We start from the raw sequence: 15,909 nt of genomic DNA on the forward strand, positions 1-15,909 counted from the left end.
TGTCCTCCTCGATGAGGGCTCTATGGTTCGGCACAGGTGTTCGCGATCAGCGACCTGTGACGTCCTTGTAGTCACGCTCGGTGTAACCGGTGTAGATCTGGCGCGGACGGCCGATCTTCGTAGCGGGATCTTCGTGCATCTCGCGCCAGTGTGCAATCCACCCGGGCAAGCGGCCCATGGCGAACAGAACGGTGAACATGCGCGTGGGGAAGCCCATCGCGCGGTAGATCAGACCCGTGTAGAAGTCGACGTTCGGGTACAGCTTGCGCTCGACGAAGTAGTCGTCGGTCAGCGCCGCCTCTTCGAGGGCCATCGCGATGTCGAGCAGTTCGTCGTCGCCGCCGAGCTTGTCGAGGATGGTGTGCGCCGTCTGCTTGACGATCGCCGCGCGCGGGTCGTAGTTGCGGTAGACGCGGTGCCCGAAGCCCATGAGCTTCACGCCGTCTTCCTTGTTCTTGACCTTGCGGACGAAGTCGCCTGCGTTGCTGCCGCTGGCCTTGATCTCGTCGAGCATCTCCAGCACGGCCTGGTTGGCGCCGCCGTGCAGCGGACCCCAGAGTGCGTTGATGCCACCGGAAATCGAGGTGAACAGGTTGGCGTCGGAGGAGCCGACCAGGCGGACCGTCGACGTCGAGCAGTTCTGCTCGTGGTCGGCGTGCAGGATCAGCAGCATGTCGAGTGCCTTGGCGATCTCGGGATCGATCTCATAGGGCTCCGCGGGGAAGCCGAACGTCATCCGGAGGAAGTTCTCGACGAGGTTCAGGGAGTTGTCCGGGTACAGGAACGGCTGTCCGACGGACTTCTTGTACGCGTAGGCCGCGATGGTCGGCAGCTTCGCGAGAAGACGGATGGTCGACAGTTCGACCTGTTCCGGGTCGGCCGGGTCCAGGGAGTCCTGGTAGTACGCGGACAGCGCGTTGACGGCGCTGGACAGGACCGGCATCGGGTGTGCGTTCCGGGGGAACCCGTCGAAGAACCTCTTGAGGTCCTCGTGCAGCAGGGTGTGGCGCCGGATCCGGTCGGTGAACGACTCCAGCTGCGCCGTGGTGGGCAGCTCACCGTAGATCAGCAGGTAGCTGACCTCGATGAAAGTCGACTTGCCGGCCAGCTGTTCGATCGGGTACCCGCGGTAACGGAGAATCCCGGCCTCACCGTCGATGTAGGTGATCGCGGAGCTGGTGGAGGCGGTATTGACGAAACCCGGGTCCAGGGTGGTGTACCCGGTGCTGGCGAGCAGCTTGCCCAGTTCGATACCGTCATTGCCCTCGGTTGCCCTGGCAATGGACATCGTGTGCTCACCACCAGGGTAGGTAAGCGTGGGCTTTGTGTCATTGTCAGGCACGAAGCATCCCTCTCAAGCTCAAACCAATGAGTAACAACTTCATTCAGGTAGAAACTAGTCCCACTCTGGCCTGCCTGCCGAAGGCGGGTCCGCTCAGAGGCTTTGACGCGGCTTCCACGCGGGATGCGCGGCGACCTCGGGGAAGGGTCGCCGAACGGGTTGGGCGAGTGTCCGATTTGCCCGCACGGCGCGGGTGCGGGATCCGTGAGGACCAGTTGCCCGGAACTGGACTGGCCTCGTTACCTGCACCGATGCCGGGGACGGCGGAGAACGCACGCCGTGTCACCCGATCCGGTGAGGGGAGTACAGAGAATGGCACAAAGGCCGCCGGCCGCGACGGAAGAACCCCCGCCGGACGTATCGACCGGACCGCGACCGGTGTTACACCGTCTCACCAAGTGGGCACCCGGTAGTCGAAATTCGAACCGCTACGACCCCAGCGCCGACATGCCCCACACACCGGTCCACTGCTGTCCCGGGGCGAGCACCAACTGATCGATTCCGGAGTTGAACGCATCCGGCGGGCACGTCATCGGTTCCAGGGCCAGCGCCCGGCCGCGGCCCGGGTACGACTTGCCCGCGTCGGGATCCGCGACGAACGCCTGCAGCCAGCCGAATTCCCGGGCCGCCCACAGGACCGTGCCGGTGCCGTCCGGTGCGCGCAATTCGTGCCGCGACCTGCCGTCCACGTCGACGTCCAGTGCACTGAACGGGGTGTCGAGGGCCACACCCGCCAGGGTGCGGGCGCTGGTGAAGTCGTATTCGGTGCCCGCCACGGCCTGCGAACCCCCGCTGGGCAGCATGCGCTCGTCGAGCGGCAGCCGGGTGCCTGCGGACAGTCGCAGCGTGCACTCGTCGAGGGGAAAGTCGCCGGCGCGGACATAGGAGTGGAAACCCATCCCGAACGGCGCCGGGATGGCCCCGGTGTTGGTGGCGGTGTGCGTCACGGTGAGGCCGTCGTCGCCGAGTGCGTAGTCGACGGTGAGCCGCAACGGGTACGGCCACCCCTTGTGGAGGCCGACGTCGATCGACAACTCGATGCGGTCGTCGGTGTGATTTACGACACGCCAGTCCCGGCGACGGACGAATCCGTGGCTCGCGTTGCCGAACCCCGGCTCCGTGATCTCGAGCTGGTGGTCGATGCCGTCGAAGACGAACCGGCCGTCGCGGATCCGGTTGGGCCACGGCGCGAGGATCAGCCCGGCCGACAGCGGGGGCCGGGTGCCGAGGTCCCACGTCTCGGTGAGCGCCGTCGGCCCGTCCGGACCGTCCCGTTCGAGTAGCCGGAGTCCGGCGCCGGTGGCCGCGATACCGGCCCGGTAGCCGCCGCCCCGGATCTCGAATCCAGCCGTGGCAGGCCTGTCCGTCTTCGACGACTGCGATTCACCCATGCATTTCAGTGTGCACGAGATCCGCACGAGATATGTGATGGCGCACAGGAACCTAGCGCGTGACCTTGTATCGCATCAGCGCCGGGAACGCGAGCGCGGCGATCACCACGCCGATGACGACGAGGACGCCGCCACCCGCTGCGGCGACGCTCGTTCCGACCGCCGCGGCTGCTGCGCCGTGCAGGACGTCGCCGATCCGCGGACCCCCGGCGACGACGACGATGAAGACGCCCTGGAGTCGTCCGCGCATCTCGTCCGTGGCGACCTGCTGGAGCATGGTGCTGCGGAACGCGGCGGAGACCATGTCGACGGCGCCGCCGAACGCGAGGAACGCCAGAGCGATCCACAACAGCGCGGGACTGCCGTCCGGCGAGGCGAGTCCCACGACGACGCCGAAGCCGACCATCGCCAGACCCCACAGGGCGATGCACACGATCACGGCGCGGCCCTGGCGCCGGACCCTCGGCAGCCAGCCGGAGAACACGCCGCCGGCCACCGCGCCGACGGACATCGCCGCGAACAGCAGGCCGAGCGCCACACCGCCGGAGGCCGGGTCGCCGAACGTGTCGTGCGCGATCTGCGGGAACAGCGCCCGCGGCATGCCGAACACCATCGCGATGATGTCGACGACGAACGACGCGAGCAGCACCTTCTGGGTGGCGAGGTAGGCGAACCCGTCGAACACCTCGCGCAGCCCGGCGCGCCGGGACTCCCCCGTCGGCGGGATGGCCGGCAGCCGGAGGACCGCCCACAGGGTGGCCAGGAGGGCGATCGAATCGACGAGATACAGCGTGGACAGCCCGACCACCGGGATCATGACCCCGGCGAGCAGCGGTCCGGCGATGGCGCCGAACTGCATGACCGTCATGTTGAGCGAGTTGGCCGCGGGCAGTTGTTCCGGCGGGATGAGCCGCGGGATGATCGCGCTGCGGGTCGGCTGGTTGACCGCGAAGAATGCCTGCTGCAGGCCCAGCAGCACGAGCACCAGCCACACGTTGTTCAGGCCGAGCGCCGCCTGCACCCAGAACAGCACCGCGGTGAGACCGAGTCCGACGGTGGTGATGGTGAGCAGTTTCCGCCGGTCCATGACGTCGGCGAGGGCGCCGCCCCACAGCCCGAACACGATCAGCGGTACCAGCGCGAAGACACCGGTCAGGCCCACGTACGCCGAGTTGCGGGTGATCTCGTACACCTGCTGCGGCACGGCGACGACGCTGAGCTGCCCGCCGATCACCGTCACGATCCCGGCCGCCCAGAGGCGCCGGTAGTCCCGGTTCTGCAGCGGCGCCGTGTCGGCGAGCAGCCGCCGCTTCCTCTTCTCGGTGACGGTGTCGGTCATTCTTCCCTTAGCTCGTTTCCCATGCTCACTATTCCCGGACGGTCACGGCTGCAGCCTCTCCACCGTCCACGCGCCGTCGGCCCGCGACGTCCGGATGCGGTTGTGCATCCGATTGGCGCGGCCCTGCCAGAACTCCACCACCGCGGGGCGGATCAGGATTCCGCCCCAGTCCGGCCGCACCGGGATGTCGACGTCGACGGGGAAACGCTCGCCCGCATGCAGCAGTGCCGCGTCCAGTTCGGCCCGCGACGCGATCGGCCGCGACTGTTCGGACGCCCACGCGCCCAGACGGGATCCGCGGGGCCTGCTGTGCCAGTACTCGTCCGTGACCTCGGCACTCACCCGCTCGACCGGACCGCGGACGGTGATCTGCCGGGCGACGGGCACCCACGTGAACGTCACCGATGCGTAGGGCACCGCGTCGAGGTGGCGGCCCTTGTCCGATTCGTAGTTGGTGAAGAACAGCACGCCGTCGGCACTCAGTCCCTTGCACAGGACGGTGCGGGTGCACGGGTGACCGTGCTCGTCGACGGTGCCGAGTGTCATCGCGTTGGGTTCGGGAACCCCGGCCTCCACGGCGTCCTCGAGCCACCGGCGCATCAGGGGAAGCCAGCCGTCGCTCAGCTGGTCGGCGTCCAGATCGGCGTCGTCGTATCGTCCGTCGGCGCCCTGCTGCCCGTAGCCGACGCGCATCGCCGCGAGGTCCTTGTTCACCGGTTTCGGCTGTTCTGCATCTGGAGACACAGCCGAGAACGCTACTCCCGGGTATGCACTGATCTGCTCTCCGGTGACACCGGCTAAAGTTTTGGGGACCGAACCCGTCCCCTCGGATTGCAGCCGCGTTCGTGCGATGCCCGGGGACGGCAAGTCGATTGCGCGGACGAGGGTGCCTGCCCATCCCGCATGCACGCCCAGCGCAATTGTCGAACGCCGAGACAGTGCCGCTCTGACCGGGGGCACTCGAACGAGGAGAGTCCACGAGCTATGTCAGCTAGCGCGGCAATACCGGACGATTTCGTCAGCGGACTGGAAGGCGTGGTCGCGTTCACCAGCGACATCGCCGAACCCGACAAGGACGGCGGCGCCCTGCGCTACCGCGGCGTCGACATCGAGGAACTCGTCTCCAAGCACGTCACNTTCGGCAACGTGTGGGCCCTGCTCGTCGACGGCCGCTTCGGCCCCGGACTGCCCCCGGCCGAACCGTTCCCCCTCCCCGTGCACACCGGCGACGTCCGCGTCGACGTCCAGGCCGGCCTCGCCATGCTCGCCCCCATCTGGGGATACCAGCCCCTCCTCGACATCGACGACGACACCGCCCGCGAACAACTCGCCCGCGCCTCCGTCATGGCCCTGTCCTACGTCGCCCAGTCCGCCCGNGGCATCTACCAGCCCGCCGTCCCGCAGCGNCGGATCGACGAGGCCANNACCGTCACCGAACGGTTCATGGTCCGCTGGAANGGCGACCCCGACCCGGCCCACGTCGCCGCCATCGACGCCTACTGGGTCTCCGCCGCCGAACACGGCATGAACGCCTCCACCTTCACCGCCCGCGTCATCGCCTCCACCGGCGCCGACGTCGCNGCCTCCCTGTCCGGGGCCATCGGCGCCATGTCCGGCCCGCTGCACGGCGGCGCCCCCGCCCGCGTGCTGCCGATGATCGAGGACACCGAGAAGTCCGGCGACGCCCGCGCCCTGGTCAAGGGCATCCTCGACCGCAAGGAAAAGCTGATGGGCTTCGGGCACCGCGTCTACCGCGCCGAAGACCCCCGCGCCCGGGTGCTGCGCGCCACCGCCAAGCGCCTGAACGCACCCCGNTACGAGGCGGCCGCCGCCCTCGAGCAGGCCGCGCTCGCGGAACTGCGCGAACGCCGCCCNGACCGGGCCATCGAGACGAACGTCGAATTCTGGGCCGCGGTCATNCTCGACTTCGCCGAGGTCCCGGCGCACATGATGCCNGCGATGTTCACGTGTGGCCGGACCGCAGGCTGGTGCGCCCACATCCTCGAGCAGAAGCGCCTCGGCAAACTCGTCCGCCCCGCCGCCATCTACACCGGGCCCGCTCCCCGCACCCCCGAGTCCGTCGAGGGCTGGGACCAGATCGCCCACACCAACTAACCGTTCGACATCCTCACTCGCGGAAACCAGCACGAGCAGGTGTACGCCGACGTCCGGTTCTGCCCATAGCGCGCCAGTCGAGAAACAGTTGGTCAGCGGACAAGTTCTCGTGTTGGTTTGTCCCACTGAGAATTTAATTTCGCGGGCGGACCGGCGTCGCGGGTCAGGAAGCGGGCGATGACGAATCGGCGGCGCACCACAGCGATGTTCTGACCGTTGTCGGTGGCGTACCGGTCGAGGCGGTCGGTGATACTCGCCCGCACCGCCTGCGTGGACCGCGGCGACGGGCTCACCGGTCGGCCGTCCTCGCCGACCGGGCCGTCCGGCCGGATCCGGTCGTGCTGGCGCCGTCCGGAGCCCGGCGGGCGGGTACGGACGCCCCGGCGTCGGTGTCGCTGCCCCTGACGGTGGACTGCCCGAGGGCGGCGAGCGACTGCATCAGCGCATCCCGCGTCTGCGGCGACTCGGACACCGCCTTCAGCAGGGCCGCAACACTGAGCTGCGCGGCATCCGCGACAATTCTCCGCACAGACCGACCGTGACCGGCCCCCACCGCAAATACACTGCGCCCTGGTGTCAACACCGAAAATCATCCCGCCGGTGCCCCACTCCCGCTGTCCGCACCGCAACACTGCTCCGCGACCTCCCGCCGCCCGGGCAAACCACATCAACTTCCCCAACGCGTCGCTCCCCGGTGTCATCAGATCCTCCCACCGGCTGCAGTGTGGCCCGCGGACACACACCAACGCCACCTCGTTCTCCGCCAACGCCTGCCACAGCTGACTATGGCAGTAGCTGCACGGTCGGTGCATCTACCGCAGACGACCCCATACCCCCATTCAACCGCAGCACCACACCCAACGGCGTGAACCACACCCACTACCGCGCATGCCGACAACGAACTCTGCACGGGCGGCGCTGAAGCTGGCATAGGCCCTTGCCCCGGGCCGACCACTGCCGACACTGCGTGTGTAGTGCTCAACTGCGACCACCGCGAGCCCCGTTTCCAACGTGAGATTTCTCGGACATGGCACCCGCTGTTCGAAGCAGTTCCCCGCCCGCATCGGCCAGGCCGTCGCCCGCACCGACGGCGCCCCCATTTCTCGGCGCTGTCGAACACAACCATCGGCGAATTCCTGTCGCCCACATGAATAGACACCAACCACGGACATCCAGAGCCGGTGCACGCCACGCATAGCACGTGCCCGGTCGACCCGCGCCACACCGAGCACGGCCCGCGTGAGTGGACCCGCCCGAGCCGGCCGTAGACTCCGGCCCACCACCCCGGGTGCATCCCGTCCAGCCCGGGATGCGCCGCCCGAATGGTGCGAGCCCACCGCTGGGTGATGCCGTGCGGACCGCCGACCCCGACATCGACGGCCTCGCCTACCGTCCGCGGCACAACGAGGACACCTCGCCCGGGTCCTGACGACCGACCCGCCGATCACACCCCGCCCGCCTCGGCCACCGACCCCACCACCCCCTGCCACCCGACCACAGCCCGGGCCGCGACCTCGTCGCCCGCATCATCACCGACACAGCGTCATCCTCTCCCCACCTGAACCACACCAGCGCCACCAGGATGACGGTGTCGACCGCCGTGGTGGTGTTGTCGGGCCAGAAGGCTTAATTGCCTTCGAATTCGGGGAACATGACACGGCGTTGCGCCCTTGGCAGCGGTCAGGGCGGCGCGGTAGCGGCCGGTGTCGAACACCGGTGAAGTCGGCGGATGCGAGAGGAGATGCCCGATCGGGAGGGTGTCGATTCCGGTGTAGTTGAACCAGAAGTGCATGTCCCACCGCAACGGACGTTGCGGCGCGAACTTCACGGGTTTTCGGCTGGTTAGGACCACATCGGCTGTCTCGGCGAGTTCGGCGGCGACCTGAGCGGAACACCGCACGTGTCAACCTCTGTCCCGACCCAACCGCGGCACGCTTGAACCAGCCGCGGACGGGGTCGAGGACAGGTTGATCGAACTGTCTGCAACATTCACCTTCGGCCCGTTCTCGAACAACTGAAGCGACGCGGGGGCGAGGTCCCGGTCGCGAGGTACTGGTAGTCGTTTTCGGGTTAACGGTGCGCGACGGGCCGATCGACTGCGAGTGGTCCGGGTCCGTATCCCGATTCGGCACTCATCAGTCGTCGACGCCGGCCGGCGCCGCCCAGCCGGTCCGCATCAAGTCGCGCAGTGCTGACGGTGAGGACTCCTCGGCCATGGCGGCGTTGCGCACCCAACTGGTGGCGATCACACTCAGGAACAGGTCCCTGGCGCGTACTTCATTGCGGGCTTTGCCGTCCCGTTGAGCCGCGTGCAGGAACTCGTCGGTGTAAGTGATGAAGCCCTGGCAGGTCAAGGTCAGCGGGGACTTGTTCTCGGTGAGGGCCTCGCGTAGCGGTTCGGGCAGGCCGTCGAAGGCGGTGGCCCATTCGCCCACGGCGTCCAGCCAACGAGCGAGCGCTCTTGCTGCGTCCGGCTCCTGGCGAATCGCCTCGCGGCGGGCGTCCAGCTCTTCGTCGCGCGCCTGCAGCAGGGCGGCCAGCAGCGATTCCCGGGTGGGAAAGTGCCGATAGAGGGTGCCCGGGCCGATGCCGGCGCGTTTGGCGATGGCGTCGAGCGATCCGTTGATGCCGTGCTCGGTGAAGTACTGCTCGGCGATCTGCAGGATGTGCGAGCGATTGCGCTGCTTGTCCGAGCGCGGCCGCCGCCCGCTCGGCTCTGTGTTTCCAGTCACTACATGACCACCTCTCGTTGACAAAACGGAGACGGTCTCCGTAACTTACGGTGGCAACAAGTGGAGACTACCTCCTTTTAAGTTCGAGTGGAACCTCGGCCCGATGCTCTCCCATCGGCTGCCCCCGTGGTCTTGTACCACTCATCGCGCGAAGCGGAGCACACGTGATAAATGAAGGCACGACAACATCAACCGTCGAGACGCCGGCACCCGACACCGGGCGCGGCGACCGGCTGGCGCCCGGGGATGGTCTGATCATCGGGTTGCTAATGGCCTCGGCGTCCGTCGTCCTGCTCAACGAGATGCTGCTCGGTGTGGCCCTCCCTACCTTGATCATCGACCTCGGCATAACCCCGAGCATCGGGCAGTGGGTCACCACGGCCTACCTGCTGACGATGGCAGTACTGATCCCGGCAACCGGGTTCATCATGCGACGCTACCAACTACGCACGATCTTCCTGACCGCGATGTCACTGTTCACCGTTGGTACAACGGTCGGCGCCCTCGCGCCGGGCATCGAACTGCTGCTGGCCGGGCGCATCATCCAGGCCGTCGGCACCGCCGTGTTCGTGCCGTTGCTGATCACCACCACCATGCGCTTGGCGCCCGCTAGTCGCCGCGGCCGGCTGATGGCACTGGCCACGGCCATACCGGGTATCGCGCCCGCACTCGGACCCGCCCTGGCTGGAATCGTGCTGTCCCAACTGAATTGGCGGTGGTTGTTCATCCTGATGTTGCCGATCGCGATTACTGCGCTCGCTATGGGAGCGGCGAAGCTGCGCAACATCACCACGCCGGAGCCGATCACACTCGACATACTGTCGCTGTTGCTGTCCGCCACCGGGTTCGGCGCACTGGTCTACGGACTGTCCTTGATCGGCGAAGCGGTGTCCGGCCACACCCCGATCGCTCCTTGGCTACCCATCGCGATCGGGCTGGCCGGCGTCACGGCATTCGTCTGGCGACAGATCGTGCTGCAGCGCGATCGTGGCGCGTTGCTCGACATGAGGATCTTCGGCGCCCGGTCGTTCGTGGTGTCCTCGTTGGTCATGTTCGTCGTCTGCGTCAATGGCTTCGGCACGCTGATCGTCCTACCCCTGGTCCTGACCGCGGTGACCGGGATAGGCACCTTCGCGCTGGGCTTGTTCATGGTCCCCGGCGGTGTGATCATCACGATCGTCTCCGCCCTCAGCGGCCGGGTCTACGACCGCTATGGACCACTCCCCCTGGCCATCCCCGGCGCGATCATCTTGACGGCGACCTTCTGGTTGTTCACCCGGATCGATGAGGGCACGAGCGTCTGGACCATCCTGACGATCTACCTGGTCATGTCCGGCGCGCAGGCGCTGATATGGGGACCGATGACCACGACCGCCCTCGCGTCATTGCGCGCCGAGCTCCAGCCGCACGGCAGTGCCGCCTTCGGCACCATCCAGCAACTGGCCGGCGCCGTCGGCGGGGCAATCCTCGTCTCTGCCTACACAATCGGCGCAGACGCCTCCCACGCCGGCGCACTCACCCAAGCCCAAGCCGTCTCGGCGGCGCACACAGCCTTCACCACGGCTGCCACCATCGCCTTCGCCGCCGTCCTCGGCACCCTTTTCGTCGGCAAGAATCAGGTCCGCTGAGGTCGGCCTCAGCGACTTTCAGCGCCGATAGCCTCTACCAGGGCATGCCTGACATGTCACCGCACCCAGCATCGAAAGATCTAAGCCACGGACAACCTGGCCGAGACAGGCCACAGGGCGTTCGCCCTAGACCACTTTACTTCCGCCCCAACGTATCCCGGGCGAGCACATCGCGAACTCGATTTCCTGAACATCTATGAAAAGGACTGTCATGTCTGATCACCTCCCGCGCCCGCCGTTCGATCCCTCCCTGGAGCCGATGCTCGCAGCCCTCGCCGAGCAACTGCCGCCAGGAATTACCGAAGCGATGATCCCGATCATGCGAGAAGGCAGCCCGGCGGACGTCACCGACGAGACGATCGCCGCCCACGGTCTCGTGCGACGCGACCTCACCATCGACGGCTTCAAGGGCGCGCCGATCGTCGTCTCGACGATCGCCCGCGCCGACCACACCGGCACCGGAGCGGGCATCCTGCACACGCACGCCGGCGGGATGGTGGCCGGCAACCGGATGACCGGCCTGAGCGCCATGCTGCCCTGGATCGTGACGCACGACGCGGTGATGGTGACGGTGGAGTATCGGCTGGCTCCGGAATTCCCCGACCCGTACCCGGTCGAGGACTGCTACGCCGCCCTCGTCTGGATGGCAAAAGACGCCGCAGACCTGGGCATCGACGCCAACCGGATCTTGATCGTCGGAGCCAGCGCCGGCGCCGGGATCGCCGCCGGAACCGCGCTGCTCGCCCGCGACCGCAACGGCCCCCGCCTCAACGGCCAGCTGCTGATCGGCCCCATGCTCGACGACCGCGACCAGACGATGTCCACTCAGCAGTACGTGGGCATAGGGCCATGGGACCGGGTCAGCAACCGGATGGGCTGGACCGCGCTACTGGGCGAGCGCCGCGGCACCGACACCGTCTCCATCTATGCGGCCCCGGCACGTGCCGTCGACCTCGCGGGACTCCCTCCGGCCTTCATCGACTGCGGATCGGCCGAGGTGTTTCGTGACGAGGACATCGCCTATGCCAGCGCGCTATGGGCGGCCGGCGTCCAGGCAGAACTGCACGTCTGGGCGGGAGGCAGCCACGGCTTCGACTTCGTGGCGCCCGAGGCCGCAGTCTCCAAGGCCGCCGTGGCCGCACGTGACGCATGGGTAGCTCGCCATCTGCGGGGCGAGCAACTGCCGCCGGGCGCGGACACCGCCCATACGCTCGTCGTGGAGCGCTTGGTGTCCGCGTCTGCCGCGGACTGAGTTCCGTATCGTCCCAGTCACGAGGAACCAGCCAGCCGCCGCTACGCCGCTAGCGAGAATCGCGGCAACCGCGAAGGGCGCGGTTGTATTGGCCAAGCGACTCGACGAATATGTGAACCCAGTGCCTGTCGCACGCAATGCCGAGGGGTACTCCTCGGCGGTCGTGACATTGACGAGCGGCGAGATCGCACCGCCAACGAGTTGGACGAGGAATGCCGAGATTAATACGACCATCTCGTCCTTAGTCACAGTGAACATTGCGATGGCGCCCCTCGCAATCAGAACGTAGAGGGGCATCAAGACCCATCGACTCACCACCTTGGTTAGGAGATAGCTGAGCAGCGCGCCGAGCGGAGCACCGTACAGCGCAATCGCCGCATTTGTCAGGAGCACTTCAGTCTCGAACCCACGCATGTCGAGGATGGTAGGCATCCAGGTCGGGAAGGTCTGTGTGACCACGGCGAACGCGATCCAGAGGGTGGAGAGCACGATCGTTGAAAGCAAGATCTTGCCTTGCAAGATCTGCCGCACCGACGTGCGCGTTCCGTCCTCTGTCGACGGCTCGGGCATGTCAGCAGCGATCGGCTCAGCCAACCGACCACCCATGGAGCGCTCGATGGTGCTCAACGCTGCTTCCGCATCTGCTGTCCTGCCTCGTCCGATCAGCCACAGCCGCGACTCGGGTAGTCCGCGCGTCGGCAGCAGGATCAAGATGCCGAGGCCACAGAACACGAACACCCATCGCCACGACTCAAGGCCGTTCGGGATCACGATGCGCGCGACAGTTGCCACTACCGCGGGTCCCATGACGCCGAAGAGCGCGGCCACTGCCGCGCGCTCCGCACGGCGGGTAATAGGACTCAGTTCGACTAGGTAGGTGATGCAACAGACGAACAACATGCCAATGGCGATACCCGTTATCGGTCTAATTACTATGATGTGCCACGGCTCTTGGGCCCCGGCTTGGGCGACCGTCAAAATCGACACAACAATGACGGAGACGCGCAGGACGGTCAACCGGCCCACACGGTCCGAGAGGTGTCCGCCGATGAGTGCCCCGATGAACGCGCCTCCGAAGGCAAATGAGGTCGCGATGGCGATGTCGCCGGTGGTGAAGTCCATCGACCGCCGCAACGCGGGAGCGACGGTTCCCAGCCCGGCGCCGTCACCTAGATCGAAGAAGGATACCGAGCGCTACCACGATGAGTACCTCGTGGCGGCGGGATCGGTCGCCGACGAGCAGGCGTTCCTGCGGGAGGAGACCCGATACCTGCCCAACCGCACCATCCCGATGCTGGGTGCGTCGGCGGAGCAGGCGGCCACGCTGACCACCGACGCAGACCGCACCAGCCTGCAGATCACCGGCACCGTGACCACCGGCGGGCAGCTGGTCGACGTCACTGTGGGCCGCGGGCAGGTCCCGGCGCGGCGATGCGCGGCCGTGGATCATGCCGACGTGCCCGGCATCCTGTCCGACCCGGCCCATCCCCTGTACGCGCAGCTGACCGCCGCCCATGCGGCCACCCACGCGTCGCTGACCGCCCGCCGCGAGGGCGGCGCCCTCGCGTTCTACGACCTGACCCGCGGCTGGGCGGCGAACGAGGACGGCGCCATCGTCGCCATCCCGGATTCGCTGCGCACGGTCGCGTACGTGATCGTGCAGGAGTTGATGATCGCCACCAACGAGGCGGTCGCGCTGTGGTGTGTTCGACCACGCGCTGCCGATCCTCTTCCGCAATCACCGACCCAACCCGGTCGCAGGCAGCACCGACGAGCTGATGCACGAGATCGCCGCCGCGGCCGGCGACCCGAACCTGTTCGCGAAACTCCGCGGCCGGCTGCTCTCGACCCTGCGGGCGGCCACCTACAACCCGACCGTGCACGGCCATTACGGGTTGCGTCTGGGCGCCTACACCCACATCACCTCGCCGCTGCGGCGCGTCGCCGACCTGATCAACCAGCGGATCGTGTTCGCGCACCTCGACCACTGTCCCGCCCCTACACCCGCGATCAGCTCACCGCCCTCGGCGAGGACCTCAACCGCCGCACCCGTGAGGCCCGCGACGCGAAGAAGAACCGCTTCAAGCATGCCGACCAACGCCACGTCGCCCGCCAGGCCGCTCGGGACCTGACCGTCCTCGATGCCCGCACCTTCCACAAAGTCCTCAAAGCCGCCGCCGGCCACCCTCTCCCCGAGGAGGTCGCCGCCGAGCTGATCCGTCGCGCCGCCGCCGACACCCTGACCATGGCCGACGTCGCGGTCCTGATCGACATCGACGATCCGTCGTGGCTACCGAGCCAATTCCAGGTGGTCGATGCCGTGTCCGTCGCGCACCCGGAAATGGGTCCGAGTGTGGTCTCCATCTGGCGCCAGGCGGCGGACGTCTTTGTCGAACAAGTACACTCGCGCACGACACAGTGTTGCGACGGCCAGCTGAATCCGCCCTTGTACACGCGCAGCGGTTCACCGGGAGGCTTGTCGGCGCCGACATGGCCCCGTGCACCGGTGGCGTCGCGCCTGGATCGGCACCGGCCGTCGCGGTGCTCACTTCGGACGCGAGGGGAGGAACACTGCGGCGACGATCGCACCCAGCGCCGTGACGCCTGCGGCGACGTATGCCCCGGAAGCCAGCCCGTCGAGGAACGCCGAGTTCGCGGCGTCCGCCACCGCCTGCGCCGTGCCGGTGTCGCCGGCGCTGCGCAACTGCTCGGCAGCGATCCCGGCGGCGCCCACAGACTCCTCCACCATCGACCTGACGGCCTCGGGCAGTTGTCGTGCCGCATCGGAAGCATTGAAAGTCGACGCGTAGAGGGAGGCGTACACGCTGCCGATGACCGCAACGCCGAGCGTTCCCCCGACCTCTCGAGTCGCGTCGTTCATCCCTGACCCGATACCCGCCTTCTCTCGCGGTACCGCACCCATGATCGCTTCGGTCGCCGGTGCGGACGTCAGCCCCAGCCCCAGCCCCAATGGGACCATCTGCGCGGCGACCTCCACGTAACTCGTCGATTGACTCAGAGTAGCGATCCAGAGAAACGCCGACGTGAAGAGCACGAGCCCCACGGTGACGATCAGCTTGTTGCCCAGCCGGACGGCAAGGATCGTTCCGAGTATCGAACCGACCGCGATCGACGTAGCCACCGGGATGAACTTCAACCCGGTTTCGAGAGGGCCGAACCCGCGGACGAGCTGGAAATACTGGGATATGAGGAAGATGAACCCGAACAGCGCAAAGTAGGCGAAGGTCACCGAGGCGCTCGCGGCGGTGAAGCGCATGTTCGTGAAGAGCGTGACGTCGATCATCGGATCCTCGTGGCTACGCTCCCACAGCACCAGCGCGAACATCAGCGCTGCCGCGAGGATGAACCCCGCCAGTGTGGAGGTGCTGGCCCAGCCGTGTTCCGGCGCCTCGATGACGGTATAGACCAAGGTGCCGACGGCGAGCACCGACAGGATCAAACCACCGACGTCGATACGCGGTGTGCTGGGATCGCGGGAAGTGCTCACCACGACGACCGCCGCGGCGATCGCGATCACGGCCGCGACGGACAACGCCAGAAAGACGCTCCCCCACCAGAAGTGCTCGAGCAACCAGCCGCCCAGGATCGGTCCGCACGCGACGCCGACTCCTGTGGTGGCGCCCCAGATTCCGATGGCCTTCGCCTTCTCGGTGCGCTCGGTGAACACGTTGGACAGGATCGACAGCGTGGTCGGGTAGACGAATGCCGCCCCGAGTCCCATCACCGCTTGCCAGGTGATCAACTGTCCTGAGCTCTCGGCGAACGACGCTCCGACGGCTCCGCCGCCGAAGATCGTCAAGCCCAGCACCAGGGCGCCTTTGCGCCCGTAGCGATCGCTGAGGCTGCCGAACGCCAGGACGAACGTGGCGAAGAGGAGGTTGTAGGCGTCGACGATCCATTGGAGTTCGCGATTGTTTGCTCGCAGGTCCACTGCGAGCGAGGGTAAGGCCACGTTGATCGCGGTCGTGGCGAGGCTGATGGCCAAGGTCGCTGCGCACAGCACAACGAGGACAGGTACACGCGACGTTCGGCGCCGCTGCAGGATCGTATTCATCACGACTTTATTATTTCAAGCACCACGACGATTTT

Annotated in this window: 11 protein-coding genes and 2 pseudogenes; 4 read left to right on the forward strand and 9 right to left on the reverse strand. The window is 67.1% G+C overall.

What is annotated here, in order from left to right; all coding sequences use genetic code 11:
* Window positions 1-46: 46 nt before the first annotated feature.
* The 4 genes from CA951_RS11180 to pdxH all read right to left on the reverse strand — a co-directional run bounded on the left by CA951_RS11180 (window position 47) and on the right by pdxH (window position 4,786).
* A complete protein-coding gene (locus CA951_RS11180) occupies window positions 47-1,342 on the reverse strand; it encodes a citrate synthase (RefSeq protein WP_087556907.1) in 1,296 nt (431 codons plus the stop codon).
* Window positions 1,343-1,770: 428 nt separating this feature from the next.
* Entirely contained in the window at window positions 1,771-2,733 is a 963-nt protein-coding gene (locus CA951_RS11185) for an aldose 1-epimerase family protein (protein ID WP_087556908.1), read from the reverse strand.
* A gap of 52 nt (window positions 2,734-2,785) precedes the next feature.
* Window positions 2,786-4,072: an MFS transporter gene (locus CA951_RS11190; protein WP_087556909.1), complete on the reverse strand. Its 1,287-nt coding sequence runs from the start codon at window positions 4,070-4,072 to the stop codon at window positions 2,786-2,788.
* 42 nt (window positions 4,073-4,114) lie between these two features.
* The gene (pdxH, locus tag CA951_RS11195) at window positions 4,115-4,786 is read right to left on the reverse strand and encodes a pyridoxamine 5'-phosphate oxidase (protein ID WP_087556910.1); all 672 of its coding nucleotides are present in this window, start codon (window positions 4,784-4,786) and stop codon (window positions 4,115-4,117) included.
* A 270-nt stretch (window positions 4,787-5,056) separates the two neighbouring features.
* On the opposite strand from pdxH, the gene CA951_RS11200 reads away from it, so the two are divergent.
* On the forward strand, window positions 5,057-6,187 hold the full coding sequence (locus CA951_RS11200) for a citrate synthase 2 (protein WP_087556911.1): 1,131 nt from the start codon (window positions 5,057-5,059) through the stop codon (window positions 6,185-6,187).
* Window positions 6,188-6,279: 92 nt separating this feature from the next.
* On the opposite strand, the gene CA951_RS42745 is transcribed toward CA951_RS11200, so the two are convergent.
* The 3 genes from CA951_RS42745 to CA951_RS11215 form a co-directional block, all read right to left on the reverse strand.
* Window positions 6,280-6,480 (reverse strand): hypothetical protein, encoded by a 201-nt coding sequence (locus tag CA951_RS42745; RefSeq protein WP_256973482.1) that lies wholly within the window; start codon window positions 6,478-6,480, stop codon window positions 6,280-6,282.
* A complete protein-coding gene (locus CA951_RS43395) occupies window positions 6,477-6,716 on the reverse strand; it encodes a hypothetical protein (protein ID WP_179220169.1) in 240 nt (79 codons plus the stop codon). Before CA951_RS43395 ends, CA951_RS42745 begins: the two co-directional genes overlap by 4 nt.
* Window positions 6,717-8,322: 1,606 nt before the next feature.
* On the reverse strand, window positions 8,323-8,919 hold the full coding sequence (locus tag CA951_RS11215) for a TetR/AcrR family transcriptional regulator (protein WP_087556913.1): 597 nt from the start codon (window positions 8,917-8,919) through the stop codon (window positions 8,323-8,325).
* A gap of 164 nt (window positions 8,920-9,083) precedes the next feature.
* On the opposite strand from CA951_RS11215, the gene CA951_RS11220 reads away from it, so the two are divergent.
* Both CA951_RS11220 and CA951_RS11225 read left to right on the forward strand, forming a co-directional pair.
* Entirely contained in the window at window positions 9,084-10,547 is a 1,464-nt protein-coding gene (locus tag CA951_RS11220) for a DHA2 family efflux MFS transporter permease subunit (protein ID WP_143543038.1), read from the forward strand.
* Window positions 10,548-10,758: 211 nt separating this feature from the next.
* A complete protein-coding gene (locus tag CA951_RS11225) occupies window positions 10,759-11,799 on the forward strand; it encodes an alpha/beta hydrolase (RefSeq protein WP_087556915.1) in 1,041 nt (346 codons plus the stop codon).
* 57 nt (window positions 11,800-11,856) lie between these two features.
* Here CA951_RS11225 and CA951_RS11230 read toward each other — a convergent pair.
* Window positions 11,857-12,933: pseudogene (locus CA951_RS11230) on the reverse strand (MFS transporter); the annotation flags it as partial.
* Here CA951_RS11230 and CA951_RS11235 point away from each other — a divergent pair.
* Window positions 12,893-14,176, forward strand: a pseudogene (locus tag CA951_RS11235) (RNB domain-containing ribonuclease); the annotation flags it as partial. The pseudogenes CA951_RS11230 and CA951_RS11235 sit on opposite strands and share 41 nt — an antisense overlap.
* A 168-nt stretch (window positions 14,177-14,344) precedes the next feature.
* Here the strand turns inward: CA951_RS11235 and CA951_RS11240 are convergent.
* Window positions 14,345-15,874 carry an MFS transporter gene (locus tag CA951_RS11240; RefSeq protein WP_087556917.1) on the reverse strand — a complete coding sequence of 510 codons (1,530 nt, stop codon included), beginning with the start codon at window positions 15,872-15,874 and terminating at the stop codon, window positions 14,345-14,347.
* Window positions 15,875-15,909: the final 35 nt, after the last annotated feature.

Origin of the sequence: Rhodococcus sp. NCIMB 12038, assembly GCF_002165735.1 — a bacterium.
GTDB lineage: Bacteria > Actinomycetota > Actinomycetes > Mycobacteriales > Mycobacteriaceae > Rhodococcus_F.